Genomic DNA, 16,312 nt, shown 5'->3' on the forward strand with positions numbered 1-16,312 from the left:
TACCTGCTTATGCTAAAGGAACAATGCCTTATCGCGCAGAATATGATCGTTGCCGCGACGGCGGGTAAAACCGATGCGGTCGAAATATTCGAGGATCTGAATCGCCAGCTTGCGCCCGACGTTCAGCGTATCGCGGAAATCCGCCGCGCAGGTTGAGCCCCTTTCCAGATCCAGATCGCGGATCATTTTGGCAAACGCCACAATCCGATCGTTGCGATAGTAGCGATCTTTCACGATCGCGGTAATCATCCCCTGCTGCGCCGCCTGGCGTAATACCGCCCGCATTAACGACTCTTCTACGTTGGCTTCCCGCGCCAGATCGCGCACCCACCATGGCTCATCGGCAAACAGCCCGGCAACCCGCTGCCAGATGGCCTGCTGCTCGTCGGTAAAGCCCGCTTTATGCTCCGGCAGATGCAGCCAGCCGTGGTGGCTGTGAACAATGCCGCTTTCGCGCATCTGTTCAATCAACAGCAGTACCAGCGCTTCATCTTCCATCGGCAGCGCAATACGCCGCAGGCGTTCGCGGCCCGGTCCTGGCTCATCGCGATGCTGATCGTGATAGCGCGCCAGGGCATCGAGCAGCTTCCGCTGCCAGCGCGCGGCGAGCGGGGCGCTCAGCAGGCTATTTCCCGCCTGCAGATAGTCAGGGCGGTGAATCAGCGCGTTGAGGCCATCGCGGCTGAGCTGACGCGCCCAGGCGAAATCATCGAGGCGCACCGCATCGCGCTGAAGGTGAATATCCAGCGCCTGGACGTCATCGCCCTGCGCGGCGGCCAGCGCGTGCAGCCACTGTAAATACTCCGGCTTACGCTTGCCCCGGCGCGGCGGATTGAGGGTCACCACTCGCGCACCGGCCAGCGTCAGGCGCGCGGAAATATCACGCAGCACCAGACGGTCGTTATCCGCCAGCCGCAGCGGCGTATCGAGAACCAGCTCCGCCAGCGCGCCTTCGAGCAGCGACACGCGGCCGGTAATATGGCTGGCGGCGTGGTGGATATGCAGCGGCTGCCACTGGCTAAGCGGCGTATGGCACTGCAGTTCAACGATGACCCGCTCAGAGGCTTCCGGCGGCGGTACCGCCAGCAGCCAGTCGCCGCGGTTGAGCTCCTCTTTTTGCGCATCGCCGGCAATATTCAGGGCAATGCGCTGGCCGGCCCAGGCCTGCTCAACCGGCTGATTCTGCGCGTGCAAACCGCGCACGCGCATCGGTTTATCCACGCCGGTCAGCCACAGCGTATCGCCAACGTTGACCTCGCCGGATAACGCGGTCCCGGTAACCACCAGCCCCGCGCCTTTGACGGTAAATGCCCGGTCGATGGCCAGGCGAAAGCGCTGATGCTGCGGGTGTGCGCGCGCGGAGAGCTGCAGGAGATGCTCGCGCAGCTCGGCGATGCCCCGTCCTTCCGTCGCCGCGACGGCAAACAGGGTCGCGCCGGTAAAGCCGAACTCCGCCAGCACCGCGTCGATTTCCGCCTCCACCTCCTCAATCCGCGCCGCTTCTACGCGGTCCGCTTTGGTCAGCGCCACGGTTAGCGTTGGCTGCCCGGTAAGCTGGAGGATCGCCAGATGTTCGCGGGTTTGCGCCATCACGCCATCATCGCAGGCCACCACCAGCAGCGCGTGATCGATACCGCCGACGCCGGCCAGCATATTGGACAAAAACTTTTCGTGGCCGGGAACGTCGATAAAACCCAGCACCCGCCCATCGGGCTGCGGCCAGTAGGCGTAGCCGAGGTCGATAGTCATCCCGCGCGCTTTCTCTTCCGGCAGGCGATCGGCGTTGATACCGGTAATCGCCTGCAGCAGCGTGGTTTTGCCGTGGTCAACGTGTCCGGCGGTGGCAATAATCATCTCAATAACATCTCCATAAACCGGGATTCATCCTCAAGACAGCGCAGGTCCAGCCACAGGCGGCCATCGTAGATCCTGCCAATAACCGGCACGGGCAACTGACGCCAGCGTGCCGCCAGAGCTTCCAGCCGACTGCCGCGCCCATCGCGCGGAGTCAACGTCAACGCCGCGCTGGGCAAGCGGTCCACCGGCAGCGAGCCGCTGCCGATCTGCGACAGGCATGGCTCGACCCGCAGGTCAAAATCAGCATAATGTGCAGCCAGCGCGGCCCGCATGCGCTCGCCCTGCAGGCGGATCTCGTCCGCCTGGCGAGTCAGCAGACGCAGGGTCGGCAGTTCAGCGGCCAGCTTTTCCGGATGCAGATAGAGGCGCAGCGTGGCCTCCAGCGCCGCGAGGGTCATTTTATCCGCCCGCAGGGCGCGCTTAAGCGGATGGCTCTGCAAACGCGCGATCAGCGCTTTTTTACCGACGATAATTCCCGCCTGCGGGCCGCCCAGCAGTTTATCGCCGGAGAAGCTCACCAGGCTGACGCCGGCGGCAATCATCTCCTGCGGCATCGGCTCTTTCGGCAGGCCGTACTGGCTTAAATCCACCAGCGAGCCGCTGCCGAGATCGGCCACCACCGGGATATTGAGTTCGCGGCCAATCTCCGCCAGCGCCGCTTCATCGACCGCTTTAGTAAAGCCCTCAATACTGTAGTTGCTGGTGTGCACCTTCATCAGCAGGCCGGTATTGTCATTCACCGCCTGACGATAATCTTTCGCATGGGTGCGGTTGGTGGTCCCGACTTCATGCAGAACGCAGCCCGCCTGGCGCATCACGTCGGGAATACGAAACGCGCCGCCGATCTCCACCAGCTCGCCGCGCGACACCACCACCTCACTGCCGCCGGCGGTTGCCGCCAGCATCAGCAGCACCGCCGCCGCGTTATTGTTGACGATACAGGCGTCTTCCGCGCCGGTGATCTGGCAAAGCAGGTCGGCCAGCGCGCGATCGCGGTGGCCGCGTCCGGCATCGTCAAGATCGTATTCCAGCGTCACCGGCGCGCGCATCGCCTGGGTCACCGCCTCTACCGCCGCTTCCGCCTGAATCGCCCGCCCAAGGTTGGTGTGCAGCACGGTACCGGTCAGGTTGAACACCGGGCACAGCGCGCTCTGCTGTCGCTGCGTCAAACGACGCGAGGTCTCCATTAGCCATGCTTCGCACCAGTCCGGCAGCGTCTGGTTCAGGCGGATGTATTCCCGCGCCTCGTCCAGCATCTGACGCAGCTGCGCTACCGTCTGGGCGTGACCGTATTGCATCAACAGCGGTGAAAATGCGGGGTCGCGGAGTAAACGGTCGATGGCCGGAAGCCGGGTATAAAGCGCACGAATTTCGCTAGTCATGAATGAACCTATTTTCCCCCCTCCCGACGGGAGAGGGAGTCAACAAATGAGCAGCAATTGTAATGCCTCCGCGCAAAAACTGTTACCTGTCTGGGTCAACTCACCGGCGGTTCAGTGCGCGCAAAGCTGGCGCGTTGAAAGAGAGAATCCACCAGGCGCACCAGCTTCGGTCGGGTGGCGCACCAGCCCGGCGCGACGCGGCGGAAATTGAGATAAGCAATGGCGCAGGCTGCGGAAATGGTTGCCAGATTAACCTCATCAGGACGTAATGTCCCGTCACTGGCATACCCTTCCAGCGCATCAAGCCCGCGCGCAATTTTTTCACGCTGGCGCAGCAGTTCGCTTTCCGACTGCTGGGCCGCCGGGCGCGTTTTCTCCCGTACCAGCGTTTGCGCAGCCTCCATCACGCCATCAGCAAGCGCTTCAATTTGACGCAATTTCAGCGCAGCCTTCGGCGCCGCAGGCAGCATATCCGGCGCGATGCCGAGCAGCTCCAGATATTGCGCAATAATGGGCGAGTCGTACCAGCATTCACCGTCGTCGGTGACCAGCGCGGGGACTTTTCCCAGCGGATTGTACTGCGCCACGCCGTTGGTCTCGTGGTAAGGGAATTCGTTGACGAACTCGAAGGGAATCGCTTTTTCCAGCAGTATGACGGAAATTTTGCGCACAAAGGGACTGGTGTAGCTGCCGATCAGTTTCATTGCCTGCTCCTTTCGCCAACAAAGTAGTAAGTATGGCGCAGGCGCAGGCAAATAGCAGAGAGAGAAATCACCTCATGCCGGACCGACCCCGCTAATGGTCCAGATAGAGATAGTGCATCCAGCTGGTCATCCGCAGCAGCACCTTGCGCATCACCGAAACGTGGGTGAAATGATCGGAGTAGACCGCCACCTGGGCGTAAATGCCGTCAGGCAGGGCGTCTACGGCGGCATCGGGCTCCAGCTCAATGGTCGCCAGCACGCCGTCGGTGCCCGGCGTCACCGTCAGCGCCTGCAGCGTGCCCTGCGCCTGGTATGTTCCCCCCGGTACGACTGGCAGGATGCTCACCAGCTTGCCGCGAAAGACCTGTCCCGGCAGCGCGTTGAACACCGCTTCAGCATCGTCGCCCTTCTCCAGCCTGAGCAGCGAATTTTGCCGGAACTGCGCCACAATCAGCCGTTTTTGCTGGGGGATAAAGACCATCACCGGACGCAGCGGCAGCGAGGCGGCATAGGTCCCAGGACGAATTAACACCTGGGTGATATAGCCATCGCTAGGCGCGCGCACGGTCGTCTGATCGAGGTTATATTTCGCCTCCGCCAGCTGCGCGCGCAGGCTTACCACCTGCGACTGTTCGCCGTTTATCATGCTGTCGAGCTGGCTCTGAATTTGCGCCTGCTCCGCTACCGATCCTTTCACCATCGCATCCTGGGCGAGGTAGTTTTGCCGGGCATTATCGATATCGCTTTCCGAAAACGGATTGACCCGCGCCTGGCTTCCTTTCAGGTAGCGCTGATAATCCTTATACAGACGGTCGCGCTCCGCCGAAACGCGCGTGGTGTTGGCCTGAGCCTCAGAAAGCTGGGCTTTAAGGGTATTGATACTGTGCAGCGCGGTAACAAGGTCGGCCTGTAGCCGGTCCACCCGCGCCTGATATCGCACCGGATCGATGGTAAACAGCACCTCGCCCTTTTTAACCCGTTGATTTGCTTTATCAGTGACGCTGCTGACCACCCCGGTAACCTGCGGCGTAATAGGAATAGAAATAACCGCTTTTTGCGCGGTAAAGGTATACGGATGGTTGTAGTTCATTAATAAGATAAGCGCGCTAACAATAAATACGCCGCCCAGCGCCGCGGTGGGAACCGTCCATTTATTTACCGGAATCTTAAATATTTTAAATATCGACCAGGCAATCGCCACATAGGTCAAAATAATCAGCAGATCCATGAGTTATTTCTCCACCGAAGGAGGTTGAGCTGACGGTCTGAGACCGGTTATTTGCTGCTCGAGCGCGATAACCCGCTGGCGCAGTTCGCTGATGTCGTTCCCCTCTTCCGCCGCCTCAGACGGCGTCTCGTCCCGCCGATGCTGCATGCCCCAGCCGCGTTCTGGCCGGTAAAGCGTGGCCCAGATCCATAAAAACGGCCAGATGACGTGCAGCGTAAAAAGGCTCACCCAGCCCGCGACGTGAATCGCATCGGCATGCGGGTGATTACGTTTCTTCGCGATCAGGTAAGGAATATCATGGAGAATGATGATTCCATAAAAAATCACCAGAAATACAAAGATCAGAACGCCGAGCGCAAAATAATTGAGAAACATAATTTCCTCGGATTTACGCTAATTATTTTCAGGATGTGTGCCGGGCCGGATGAAAAAAAGGGCCGACAAAATGAGCATAATTCACCCGTATCATTTTCGCCATTGACGACTAAAATGTTCTTTAAGCGATTGCGTTACTGAGTGACGTATCAGCAAGCGGAACGCGGCATAACTTGCGCGAGATCACACCGGGCTAAATCCTGGTGAAAATATTTTGTGATGAACATCACAAACAAATAACAAAACGTCAAAGTAAATTTGTGATTTTCATCACATAAAAATGCATTATCCCCCCTTAAAACCCGGTCTGTTGTTTTTTTACACATCCATTTTGTGATGGAGATCACTACAAAAGACCGTCATCGCCCTATATTCATGTGATCCAAATCACATAAAAATCCACCGACTGGACAGCTTAACGATTCAGTGCCAGATTTCGCACTATCACTCAGGGCCCGGCTACCTCTGCCGCCTTATTAACAACAAGCCTCGGGCTTTCAGCCTGCCGATAGCAAAAACAGAAGAAGGGGTGTTTTATGTCATCCGATATCAAGATCAAAGTGCAAAGCTTTGGTCGTTTCCTCAGCAATATGGTGATGCCAAATATCGGCGCGTTTATCGCGTGGGGTATTATCACTGCACTATTCATTCCGACAGGATGGTTACCGAACGAAACGCTGGCGAAGCTGGTCGGTCCGATGATCACCTATCTGCTGCCGCTGCTGATCGGTTATACCGGCGGTAAGCTGGTTGGCGGCGAGCGCGGCGGCGTGGTCGGCGCGATTACCACCATGGGCGTTATCGTCGGCGCAGATATGCCGATGTTCCTCGGCTCCATGATCGCCGGTCCGCTGGGCGGCTGGGCAATTAAAAAATTCGACGTCTGGGTAGACGGTAAGATCAAATCCGGTTTTGAGATGCTGGTGAATAACTTCTCCGCGGGCATCATCGGTATGATCCTCGCCATTCTGGCGTTCCTCGGCATTGGCCCGGCGGTTGAAGTCCTGTCGAAAATTCTGGCCGCAGGCGTTAACTTCATGGTGGCGCACGAGATGCTGCCGCTGGCCTCTATCTTTGTTGAACCGGCGAAAATCCTGTTCCTCAACAACGCCATTAACCACGGTATTTTCTCGCCGCTGGGTATTCAGCAATCCCACGAGCTGGGCAAATCCATCTTCTTCCTGATTGAAGCTAACCCGGGTCCGGGGATGGGCGTCCTGCTGGCGTATATGTTCTTCGGCCGCGGCAGCGCGAAACAGTCTGCAGGCGGTGCGGCAATCATCCACTTCCTCGGCGGTATTCACGAGATTTACTTCCCGTACGTGCTGATGAACCCGCGTCTGATTCTGGCCGTTATCCTCGGTGGGATGACCGGCGTATTCACCCTGACTATCCTCAACGGCGGGCTGGTCTCTCCGGCTTCTCCGGGTTCTATCCTCGCCGTGCTGGCGATGACGCCGAAAGGCGCTTACTTTGCTAACATCGCGGCGATTATTGCGGCGATGGCCGTCTCCTTCGTGGTCGCAGCCGTGCTGCTGAAAACCAGCAAAGTTAAAGAAGAAGATGATATCGAAGCCGCGACCCGTCGCATGCAGGATATGAAAGCGCAGTCCAAAGGCGGCGCCACGCCGCTGGCCGCTGGCGATGTCGCGAACGACCTGAGCCACGTGCGTAAAATCATCGTCGCCTGCGACGCAGGTATGGGCTCCAGCGCGATGGGCGCAGGCGTGCTGCGTAAAAAAGTGCAGGATGCCGGGCTGAGCAACATCTCCGTGACTAACAGTGCGATCAACAACCTGCCGCCGGATGTTGACCTGGTCATCACCCACCGCGACCTGACCGAGCGTGCGATGCGTCAGGTGCCGCAGGCGCAGCATATTTCGCTGACCAACTTCCTCGACAGCGGCCTGTACACCAGCCTGACCGAACGTCTGGTTTCGGCGCAGCGCCACACGGATAACGAAGAGAAAGTCCGCGACAGCCTGAAAGACAGCTTTGATGCGTCTGACACCAATCTGTTCAAACTCGGCGCGGAAAACATCTTCCTCGGTCGTAAAGCGGCGACCAAAGAAGAAGCGATTCTGTTTGCCGGCGAGCAGCTGGTGAAAGGCGGCTACGTTGAGCCGGAATACGTCCAGGCGATGCTGGATCGTGAAAAGCTGACCTCCACCTATCTGGGTGAGTCCATCGCGGTCCCGCACGGCACTATCGAAGCCAAAGATCGCGTTCTGAAAACCGGCATCGTCTTCTGCCAATACCCGGAAGGCGTACGCTTCGGCGAAGAAGAGGACGAGGTGGCTCGCCTGGTTATCGGTATTGCCGCGCGTAATAACGAACATATCCAGGTGATTACCAGCCTGACCAACGCCCTGGACGATGAATCGGTCATTGAGCGTCTGGCAAAAACCACCAGCGTTGAAGAAGTTCTGACGCTGCTGAAAGCGTAATCCGTCACCCGGCGGTGCGCCGGGCAACGCCCCCCTCTCTCCTTACGCGTGGGGAGAGAGGGTTGGGGTGAGGGAAACGCCTGACCCCAGCCCTCTCAGGTAAAAACATTAATTGAAGGTTAATACTATGAAAGCATTACATTTTGGCGCAGGTAATATCGGTCGTGGCTTTATCGGCAAACTGCTGGCGGACGCGGGGATACAGCTGACGTTTGCGGATGTAAATCAGGTCGTGCTCGATGCCCTGAATGCCCGTCATAGCTACCAGGTTCACGTGGTCGGCGAGAATGAGCAGGTCGATACCGTTTCCGGCGTTGACGCCGTCAGCAGCATCGGCGACGAAGTTGTAGAGCTGATTGCCAGCGTGGATCTGCTGACCACCGCCGTCGGCCCGGTCGTGCTGGAACGCATCGCCCCGGCGATTGCCAAAGGCCTGGCCAAACGTAAGGCGCAGGGGATTACCGCCCCGCTGAATATCATCGCCTGCGAGAACATGGTCCGCGGCACCACCCAGCTGAAGGGTCACGTTTTTAACGCCCTCGCCGAAGAAGACAAAGCCTGGGTTGAAGCCAACGTCGGCTTCGTTGATTCCGCCGTTGACCGCATCGTTCCGCCGTCGGCTTCCGCCACTCACGATCCGCTGGAAGTCACCGTGGAAACCTTCAGCGAGTGGATTGTCGATAAGACCCAGTTCAAAGGCGAACTGCCGAACATCCCAGGTATGGAATTAACCGATAACCTGATGGCATTTGTCGAACGTAAGCTATTCACCTTAAACACCGGACATGCTATAACCGCCTACCTCGGAAAACTGGCGGGTCATCAGACGATTCGCGACGCGATTCTTGATGAGCACATTCGCGCCGTGGTCAAAGGCGCCATGGAAGAGAGCGGCGCGGTGCTGATCAAACGCTATGCCTTTGATGCGCAAAAGCACGCCGCTTACATCCAGAAAATTATCGGTCGTTTTGAGAACCCGTATCTGAAGGATGACGTTGAGCGCGTTGGCCGCCAGCCGCTGCGCAAACTGAGCGCGGGCGACCGCTTAATTAAGCCGCTGCTCGGTACGCTAGAATACGGCCTGCCGCACCGCAATCTGGTGAAAGGGATCGCCGCTGCCATGCACTTCCGCAGCGAAGAAGACCCGCAGGCGCAGGAACTGGCGGCGCTGATTGCCGAGAAAGGCCCACAGGCCGCGCTGGCGCAGATTTCGGGTCTGGACGCAGCAAGCGAGGTGGTGGCGGAAGCCGTTAACGACTATAACGCCACCAAATGAGGCAAGACCTGGCGCGGTCCGAACCGCGCCCATTACTCATGTCAGATATGCAGGCAATAATGGAAGAAACACAGGCATTTGAAAACCGTGTGCTTGAACGTCTGAATGCTGGCAAAACCGTAAGAAGCTTCCTGATCGCCACCGTTGAACTGCTGACGGAAGCGGTCAATATTCTGGTGCTTCAGGTATTCCGTAAAGACGACTACGCGGTGAAATACGCAGTGGAGCCGTTGCTGGACGGCGACGGGCCGCTTGGCGATCTTTCTGTACGCCTGAAGCTGATTTACGGCCTTGGGGTGATTAGCCGCGCCGAATATGAAGACGCTGAACTGCTGATGGCCCTGCGCGAAGAGCTGAATCACGACGGTAATGAGTATAGCTTTACCGACGATGAGATCCTCGGACCGTTCGGCGAGCTGCACTGCGTCGCCGCCCTGCCGCCCACGCCGCAATTTGATGAGAGCGATGCTGAACTGCTGGCAATGCAAAAGCTGCGCTACCAGCAGGTCGTACGTTCCACAATGATGCTATCTCTGACCGAGCTGATTTCTAAAATCAGCTTAAAAAAAGCCTTTCAAAAATCAACGCTCTGATTCTGGCTCTTGCTGGTCGCACGTCGGCCGATAAAGCTGACGATAATACTCAAGACGCCGCAGAAATAGCGCTTCTTTATCTGCCGGGATATCCGGCGGTATATGCTGCAAACGCGGAGATTTTTTTAGATATTCCATAAAAGCCTGACTTGAAGCCATAAAATCTACGGCTTTATCAATAATGCGCGGTACGCTGTCGCCTATTTTCGCCATCACGCTCTCCTCTTTTGGGGGAATGATCCTATTAAGGATTAGCCAAAAACAGGGTTTCAGATGAGGAAAACGTGCTGAATGGCCGTCAGGCTTCACAGAAATGAATATTCGCCAACTCTGGGTTAAAATAATTTTTATGTTCAATAAGTTATAATATGCCGCTGCGGTTGTTATGAGCAAAAAACGGCGACGTTTTGATAAATAACTACCCACAACCCAAGCGACAGCACATACTATAGTCTGATAACGCCCCTTTCTTAATAGATTAAGCCACCATGAAAGAAGTCGAAAAAAACGAAATTAAACGTCTGAGCGATCGTCTCGACGCTATCCACCACCAGCAGGCCGACCTGTCCCTGGTCGACGCCGCAGAAAAATACGCCGAGCTGGAAAAAGAGAAAGCCACCATTGAGACGGAACTCGTTCGCCTGCGTGAGGTTCAGGGCCAGAAGCTGAGCAAAGAAGCGCAAAAGCTGATGAGCATGCCGCATCGCCGCGCCATCACCAAAAAAGAGCAGGCCGATATGGGTAAGCTCAAGAAAAGCGTACGCGGTCTGGTTGTTGTCCACCCGATGACCGCGCTGGGCCGCGAAATGGGCCTCAAAGAGATGACCGGCTTCTCAAAAACCGCGTTCTGATATCTTCATCCCGTGAATCTCCCGGCTCGCGCTACGCTTAGCCGGGCTACGGGTTCACAGCCCTCTGCGAGAGGGTAGCCCGGACAGATGCGCAGCATCGCCTCCGGGACAGGCTCTGTTTCAAACGTCATTCCCCACTAATTGGCCCTACCAATGTTTTCTTAAATCGTCCAATGGTTCACATATCCATCATTTTTCGTCACAGACACATTGCTCATCAATAACATTTGATTAACCATTCGTTGTCGTTAATCCTACAATCGCAATTTGGCTGGGCCAATTTTACAAATGATGTGACCTGCTAAGAGCGCAAGACTCAGCACGGCATCATAACGGCCCGATGGAGACCTGCATGAACCTCTGGCAACAAAATTACGATCCGGCCGGCAACATCTGGCTATCGAGTCTTATCGCATCGCTACCGATTCTGTTTTTCTTTTTTGCCCTGATAAAGCTCAAGCTGAAAGGGTACGTTGCCGCGACCTGGACCGTGCTCATTGCGCTCTCCGTCGCTCTGCTGTTCTACAAAATGCCGGTTGACCACGCGCTGGCCTCCGTCATCTACGGCTTCTTCTACGGCCTGTGGCCAATCGCGTGGATTATTATCGCTGCGGTCTTCGTCTATAAAATCTCGGTGAAAACCGGGCAGTTCGACATTATCCGCTCATCGATTTTGTCGATTACCCCGGATCAGCGTCTGCAAATGCTGATTGTCGGTTTCTCCTTCGGCGCGTTCCTCGAAGGGGCCGCCGGTTTTGGCGCGCCGGTCGCCATCACCGCAGCGCTGCTAGTGGGGCTCGGCTTTAACCCGCTGTATGCGGCGGGCCTGTGTCTGATCGTTAACACCGCGCCGGTCGCATTTGGCGCGATGGGCATTCCGATTCTGGTCGCCGGACAGGTGACGGGCCTCGACAGCTTCGAAATCGGCCAGATGGTTGGCCGTCAGCTGCCGTTCCTGACCATCATCGTCCTGTTCTGGATCATGGCGATTATGGACGGCTGGCGCGGCATTAAAGAGACCTGGCCTGCGGTCATGGTCGCCGGCGGCTCCTTTGCTATCGCTCAGTACCTCAGCTCTAACTTCCTCGGTCCGGAGCTGCCGGACATTATCTCTTCGCTGGTATCGCTGGTCTGTCTGACGCTGTTCCTCAAACGCTGGCAGCCGGTACGCATCTTCCGCTTCGGCGATATGGGCGCATCGCAGGTCGATATGAACCTGGCCCGCACGCATTACACGCCGGGACAGGTGATTCGCGCCTGGTCGCCGTTCCTGTTTCTGACCGCGACGGTGACCCTGTGGAGCGTGCCGCCGTTCAAAGCGCTCTTCGCCCCGGGCGGCGCGATGTACGATTTTGTGATTAATATTTCCGTGCCGTTCCTCGACAAAATGGTGGCCCGCATGCCGCCGGTGGTCAACGAAGCCACGCCTTACGCCGCGGTCTATAAGTTTGACTGGCTCTCCGCCACCGGCACCGCCATCCTGTTCGCCGCGCTGCTTTCCATCGTCTGGCTGCGCATGAAGCCAAAAGACGCGATCTCGACCTTTGGCAGCACGCTGAAAGAGCTGGCGCTGCCGATTTACTCCATCGGCATGGTGCTGGCGTTCGCCTTTATTTCCAACTATTCCGGTCTATCCTCAACGCTGGCGCTTGCGCTGGCGCACACCGGTCATGCGTTTACCTTCTTCTCGCCGTTCCTCGGCTGGCTGGGGGTATTTCTGACCGGTTCGGATACCTCGTCTAACGCGCTGTTTGCCGCGCTGCAGGCTACGGCGGCCCAGCAGATTGGCGTCTCCGATATCCTGCTGGTCGCAGCGAACACCACCGGCGGCGTGACCGGGAAAATGATCTCTCCGCAGTCTATCGCCATCGCCTGTGCGGCAGTCGGTCTGGTAGGTAAGGAGTCCGATCTGTTCCGTTTTACCGTCAAACACAGCCTGATTTTCACCTGTATGGTCGGCGTTATCACCACGCTGCAGGCGTATGTCTTAACCTGGATGATCCCGTGATAGTGATGCCAAAACGCCTTGCCGACGACGTCGCCCGTCGCGTGCGGGCGCTGATTGAAGAACAAAAGCTGGAGGCGGGCATGCGATTGCCCGCCGAACGTCAGCTGGCGGCGCAGCTGGGCGTATCGCGCAATTCGCTGCGCGAAGCGCTGGCGATGCTGGTCAACGAAGGGGTGCTGCTCAGCCGTCGCGGCGGCGGCACCTTTGTTCGCTGGCAGCACGAAGCGTGGTCGGAGCAAAACATCGTTCAACCGCTGAAGACGCTGCTCTCCGACGACCCCGATTACAGCTTTGATATCCTCGAAGCCCGTCACGCCATCGAAGCCAGTACCGCCTGGCATGCGGCGATGCGGGCAACCGATGCCGAAAAAGAGAAAATCCGCCTCTGCTTTGAAGCCACCCAAAGCGAAGACCCTGACCTGGCCTCGCAGGCCGATGTCCGCTTCCATCTGGCGATCGCCGAAGCGTCGCACAACGTGGTGCTGCTACAAACCATGCGCGGTTTTTTTGACCTTTTACAGTCCTCAGTCAAGGAGAGCCGCCAGCGGATGTATCTCGTCCCGCCGGTCTTCGCTCGCCTGACCGAACAGCACCAGGCGGTCATGGAGGCGATTATCGCCGGTGACCCGGAAGGTGCCAGACAGGCGATGATGGCCCATTTGGGCTTTGTTCACGCCACCATCAAACGCTTTGATGAAGACCAGGCCCGCCAGGCGCGAATTACCCGCCTGCCCGGTGACCATAACGAAAATTCCAGGGAGAACTTGTGATGATTATTTCCGCCGCCAGCGACTACCGCGCCGCCGCACAGCGTATCCTGCCACCGTTCCTGTTCCACTATATCGACGGCGGCGCTTACGCCGAGCACACCCTGCGCCGCAACGTTGAGGACCTGTCCGACGTCGCGCTCCGCCAGCGCATTCTGCGCAATATGTCGGACCTGAGCCTGGAAACCACCTTATTCAACGAGAAGCTGGCGATGCCAACGGCGCTGGCGCCGGTGGGGCTGTGTGGGATGTACGCCCGCCGCGGTGAAGTGCAGGCCGCCGGCGCGGCGGATGAAAAAGGTATTCCGTTTACCCTCTCTACCGTTTCCGTCTGTCCGATTGAAGAGGTCGCCCCGACCATTAAGCGCCCGATGTGGTTCCAGCTGTACGTCCTGCGCGACCGCGGTTTTATGCGTAATGCGCTGGAGCGGGCGAAGGCGGCGGGCTGTTCAACGCTGGTCTTTACCGTCGATATGCCGACCCCCGGCGCGCGCTATCGCGATGCTCACTCCGGGATGAGCGGCCCGAACGCGGCAATGCGCCGCTACTGGCAGGCGGTGACCCATCCGCAGTGGGCATGGGACGTCGGGTTAAACGGCCGTCCGCACGATTTGGGCAACATCTCCGCCTACCTCGGCAAGCCGACCGGTCTGGAGGATTATATCGGCTGGCTGGCGAATAACTTCGATCCTTCGATTTCCTGGAAAGACCTTGAGTGGATCCGCGACTTTTGGGACGGCCCGATGGTGATCAAGGGGATCCTCGATCCGGAAGACGCCCGCGATGCGGTGCGCTTCGGCGCTGACGGGATCGTGGTTTCCAACCACGGCGGCCGCCAGCTCGACGGCGTGCTCTCTTCCGCTCGCGCCCTGCCCGCGATTGCCGACGCGGTTAAAGGCGATATCACAATTCTTGCCGACAGCGGTATTCGCAACGGCCTTGATGTGGTGCGGATGATTGCCCTCGGCGCCGATAGCGTGCTGCTGGGCCGCGCTTATCTGTATGCGCTGGCCACGCACGGCAAACAGGGCGTCGCCAATCTGCTGAACCTGATAGAGAAAGAGATGAAGGTGGCGATGACGCTGACCGGCGCGAAAACCATCGGCGAAATCAGCCGTGAATCTTTAGTCCAGAACGCCGATGCGCTGCGGACCTTTGATGCGATCAAAGCAGGAAACGCGGCGGTTATCCCTGACCCTCTCCCACAGGGAGAGGGAACCGTCCGGCAGGCGGGTTAACGTCCTCATCAGGCCATCCGGCTCACAGGCCGGCGCCGGTTTTCTCCCGCTCTCTTTCCGGGAGAGGAGCAGGGTGAGGGTTAACCAAATATCTGCTATTCTGCCCCCCGCAATTAAGGGGGCAGCATGCTTAACATCGTCTTATTCGAACCAGAAATCCCGCCAAATACCGGGAATATCATCCGCCTGTGCGCCAACACCGGCTTCAATCTGCATATTATCGAACCCATGGGTTTTGCCTGGGACGATAAGCGTCTTCGTCGCGCAGGTCTGGATTACCACGAGTTTGCTGCCGTCCAGCGCCATGGTGATTACGCCGCCTTTATTGAAAGCGCAAAGCCGCAGCGCCTGTTCGCCCTGACGACCAAAGGCACGCCGGCGCACAGCGCGGTAAGCTATCAGGACGGCGATTTTCTGCTGTTTGGCCCGGAAACCCGCGGACTGCCGGGCAGCATTCTTGATGCTCTGCCGGCAGAACAAAAAATCCGTATTCCGATGATGCCGGACAGCCGCAGCATGAACCTGTCAAATGCGGTGTCGGTGGTGGTCTATGAAGCCTGGCGCCAGCTGGGCTATCCCGGCGCGGTGCTGCGCAGCTGAGCTCGCTTTCTCCCGGAGGCGGCGCGTAGCGCCTGTCCGGGCTACCAGACAGCGCTCGGTTTTGTAGCCCGGACAGATGCGCAGCATCGCCTCCGGGAAATCAATCAAATACCGTCGCCGTACTCGAAGGTATGGTGTATGCCGTTAAAGTGCTGATCCATATCCATCGCGGGCTTATCGCTCTCCGGCTTGCCCACAATGCGGGCGGGAACGCCTGCGGCGGTAGTATGCGGCGGCACCGGCTGTAGCACCACCGAACCCGCGCCGATTTTTGCCCCGCGTCCAACTTCGATATTGCCGAGGATTTTCGCCCCGGCGCCAATCATCACCCCTTCGCGAATTTTCGGATGACGATCGCCGCTGGTTTTACCGGTACCGCCCAGGGTCACGGATTGCAGAATCGATACGTCGTCTTCAATCACCGCCGTTTCGCCGACGACGATGCCGGTGGCGTGGTCCAGCATGATCCCGCGGCCAATCTTCGCCGCCGGGTGGATATCCACCTGGAACGATACGGAAACCTGATTTTGCAGGAAGATCGCCAGCGCCCGACGCCCCTGATTCCACAGCCAGTGGCCGATACGATAGGCCTGCAGCGCGTGGAATCCTTTCAGATAGAGCAGCGGGGTGGAGTATTTATCCACCGCCGGGTCGCGCGTTCGCACCGCCTGAATATCGCAGGCGGCGGAGGCAATCATTTCCGGGTCGGCGGCGTAGGCCTCTTCCACCACTTCACGAATCGCGATGGCGGGCATGATCGGAGAAGCCAGTTTATTCGCCAGCATATAGCTCAGGGCGCTGCCGAGATTTTCGTGCTTGAGTAGCGTGGCGTGGTAAAAACTGGCGAGCATTGGCTCACAGTCAGCTAAAGCCCGAGCTTCGGCTTTAATATTATTCCAGACGATATCCAGTTCTTCACACGGCATTGCTGACTCCAGACGATATAATAATGACCGGCCAGTTCTTTGCTGGCCGGGTCATTCAGG

General features: G+C 58.0%; 15 protein-coding genes. 8 read left to right on the forward strand and 7 right to left on the reverse strand.

The genetic code is table 11. The annotated features are described in order from the left end of the window. Positions 1 to 12: 12 nt before the first annotated feature. The 5 genes from selB to MKleb_RS26670 form a co-directional block, all read right to left on the reverse strand. On the reverse strand, positions 13 to 1,854 hold the full coding sequence (gene selB / locus MKleb_RS26650) for a selenocysteine-specific translation elongation factor (RefSeq protein ID WP_014227224.1): 1,842 nt from the start codon (positions 1,852 to 1,854) through the stop codon (positions 13 to 15). Beyond that, entirely contained in the window at positions 1,851 to 3,239 is a 1,389-nt protein-coding gene (selA, locus tag MKleb_RS26655; RefSeq protein ID WP_108703553.1) for an L-seryl-tRNA(Sec) selenium transferase, read from the reverse strand. The genes selB and selA overlap by 4 nt, the downstream gene beginning before the upstream one ends. 95 nt (positions 3,240 to 3,334) lie before the next feature. Beyond that, the gene (locus MKleb_RS26660) at positions 3,335 to 3,943 is read right to left on the reverse strand and encodes a glutathione S-transferase (protein ID WP_014227226.1); all 609 of its coding nucleotides are present in this window, start codon (positions 3,941 to 3,943) and stop codon (positions 3,335 to 3,337) included. 91 nt (positions 3,944 to 4,034) lie between these two features. Further along, positions 4,035 to 5,171: an HlyD family secretion protein gene (locus MKleb_RS26665; RefSeq protein WP_004855442.1), complete on the reverse strand. Its 1,137-nt coding sequence runs from the start codon at positions 5,169 to 5,171 to the stop codon at positions 4,035 to 4,037. A gap of 3 nt (positions 5,172 to 5,174) precedes the next feature. Next, positions 5,175 to 5,546: a DUF3302 domain-containing protein gene (locus MKleb_RS26670; protein ID WP_217076369.1), complete on the reverse strand. Its 372-nt coding sequence runs from the start codon at positions 5,544 to 5,546 to the stop codon at positions 5,175 to 5,177. A 536-nt stretch (positions 5,547 to 6,082) separates the two neighbouring features. Between MKleb_RS26670 and mtlA the strand changes: the two genes are divergently transcribed. The 3 genes from mtlA (at position 6,083) to mtlR (ending at position 9,862) form a co-directional block, all read left to right on the forward strand. Further along, positions 6,083 to 7,993 carry a PTS mannitol transporter subunit IICBA gene (gene mtlA, locus MKleb_RS26675; RefSeq protein WP_004855446.1) on the forward strand — a complete coding sequence of 637 codons (1,911 nt, stop codon included), beginning with the start codon at positions 6,083 to 6,085 and terminating at the stop codon, positions 7,991 to 7,993. Between the two features lie 127 nt (positions 7,994 to 8,120). After that, on the forward strand, positions 8,121 to 9,269 hold the full coding sequence (gene mtlD, locus MKleb_RS26680) for a mannitol-1-phosphate 5-dehydrogenase (protein WP_025106769.1): 1,149 nt from the start codon (positions 8,121 to 8,123) through the stop codon (positions 9,267 to 9,269). Continuing rightward, positions 9,266 to 9,862, forward strand: coding sequence for a mannitol operon repressor MtlR (mtlR, locus tag MKleb_RS26685; protein WP_014227228.1), 597 nt, complete (start codon positions 9,266 to 9,268; stop codon positions 9,860 to 9,862). Before mtlD ends, mtlR begins: the two co-directional genes overlap by 4 nt. On the opposite strand, the gene MKleb_RS26690 is transcribed toward mtlR, so the two are convergent. Further along, entirely contained in the window at positions 9,851 to 10,075 is a 225-nt protein-coding gene (locus tag MKleb_RS26690; protein WP_004855451.1) for a hypothetical protein, read from the reverse strand. The genes mtlR and MKleb_RS26690 overlap by 12 nt on opposite strands. A gap of 275 nt (positions 10,076 to 10,350) precedes the next feature. Here MKleb_RS26690 and MKleb_RS26695 point away from each other — a divergent pair, with 275 nt between their 5' ends. The 5 genes from MKleb_RS26695 to trmL all read left to right on the forward strand — a co-directional run bounded on the left by MKleb_RS26695 (position 10,351) and on the right by trmL (position 15,326). Further along, a complete protein-coding gene (locus tag MKleb_RS26695; protein ID WP_014227229.1) occupies positions 10,351 to 10,713 on the forward strand; it encodes a YibL family ribosome-associated protein in 363 nt (120 codons plus the stop codon). A 352-nt stretch (positions 10,714 to 11,065) separates the two neighbouring features. Beyond that, positions 11,066 to 12,721, forward strand: a complete 1,656-nt coding sequence (gene lldP, locus MKleb_RS26700; RefSeq protein ID WP_025106768.1) for an L-lactate permease — start codon at positions 11,066 to 11,068, stop codon at positions 12,719 to 12,721. Beyond that, positions 12,718 to 13,491 carry a transcriptional regulator LldR gene (gene lldR / locus MKleb_RS26705; RefSeq protein WP_014227231.1) on the forward strand — a complete coding sequence of 258 codons (774 nt, stop codon included), beginning with the start codon at positions 12,718 to 12,720 and terminating at the stop codon, positions 13,489 to 13,491. The genes lldP and lldR overlap by 4 nt, the downstream gene beginning before the upstream one ends. Further along, on the forward strand, positions 13,491 to 14,726 hold the full coding sequence (lldD, locus tag MKleb_RS26710; RefSeq protein WP_025106767.1) for an FMN-dependent L-lactate dehydrogenase LldD: 1,236 nt from the start codon (positions 13,491 to 13,493) through the stop codon (positions 14,724 to 14,726). The genes lldR and lldD overlap by 1 nt, the downstream gene beginning before the upstream one ends. A gap of 126 nt (positions 14,727 to 14,852) precedes the next feature. Further along, positions 14,853 to 15,326 carry a tRNA (uridine(34)/cytosine(34)/5-carboxymethylaminomethyluridine(34)-2'-O)-methyltransferase TrmL gene (gene trmL / locus MKleb_RS26715; protein ID WP_014227233.1) on the forward strand — a complete coding sequence of 158 codons (474 nt, stop codon included), beginning with the start codon at positions 14,853 to 14,855 and terminating at the stop codon, positions 15,324 to 15,326. Between the two features lie 104 nt (positions 15,327 to 15,430). On the opposite strand, the gene cysE is transcribed toward trmL, so the two are convergent. Next, on the reverse strand, positions 15,431 to 16,252 hold the full coding sequence (cysE, locus tag MKleb_RS26720) for a serine O-acetyltransferase (protein WP_004106845.1): 822 nt from the start codon (positions 16,250 to 16,252) through the stop codon (positions 15,431 to 15,433). Positions 16,253 to 16,312 lie beyond the last annotated feature (60 nt).

Source organism: Klebsiella sp. PL-2018, assembly GCF_019048985.1.
Lineage (GTDB): Bacteria > Pseudomonadota > Gammaproteobacteria > Enterobacterales > Enterobacteriaceae > Klebsiella > Klebsiella michiganensis.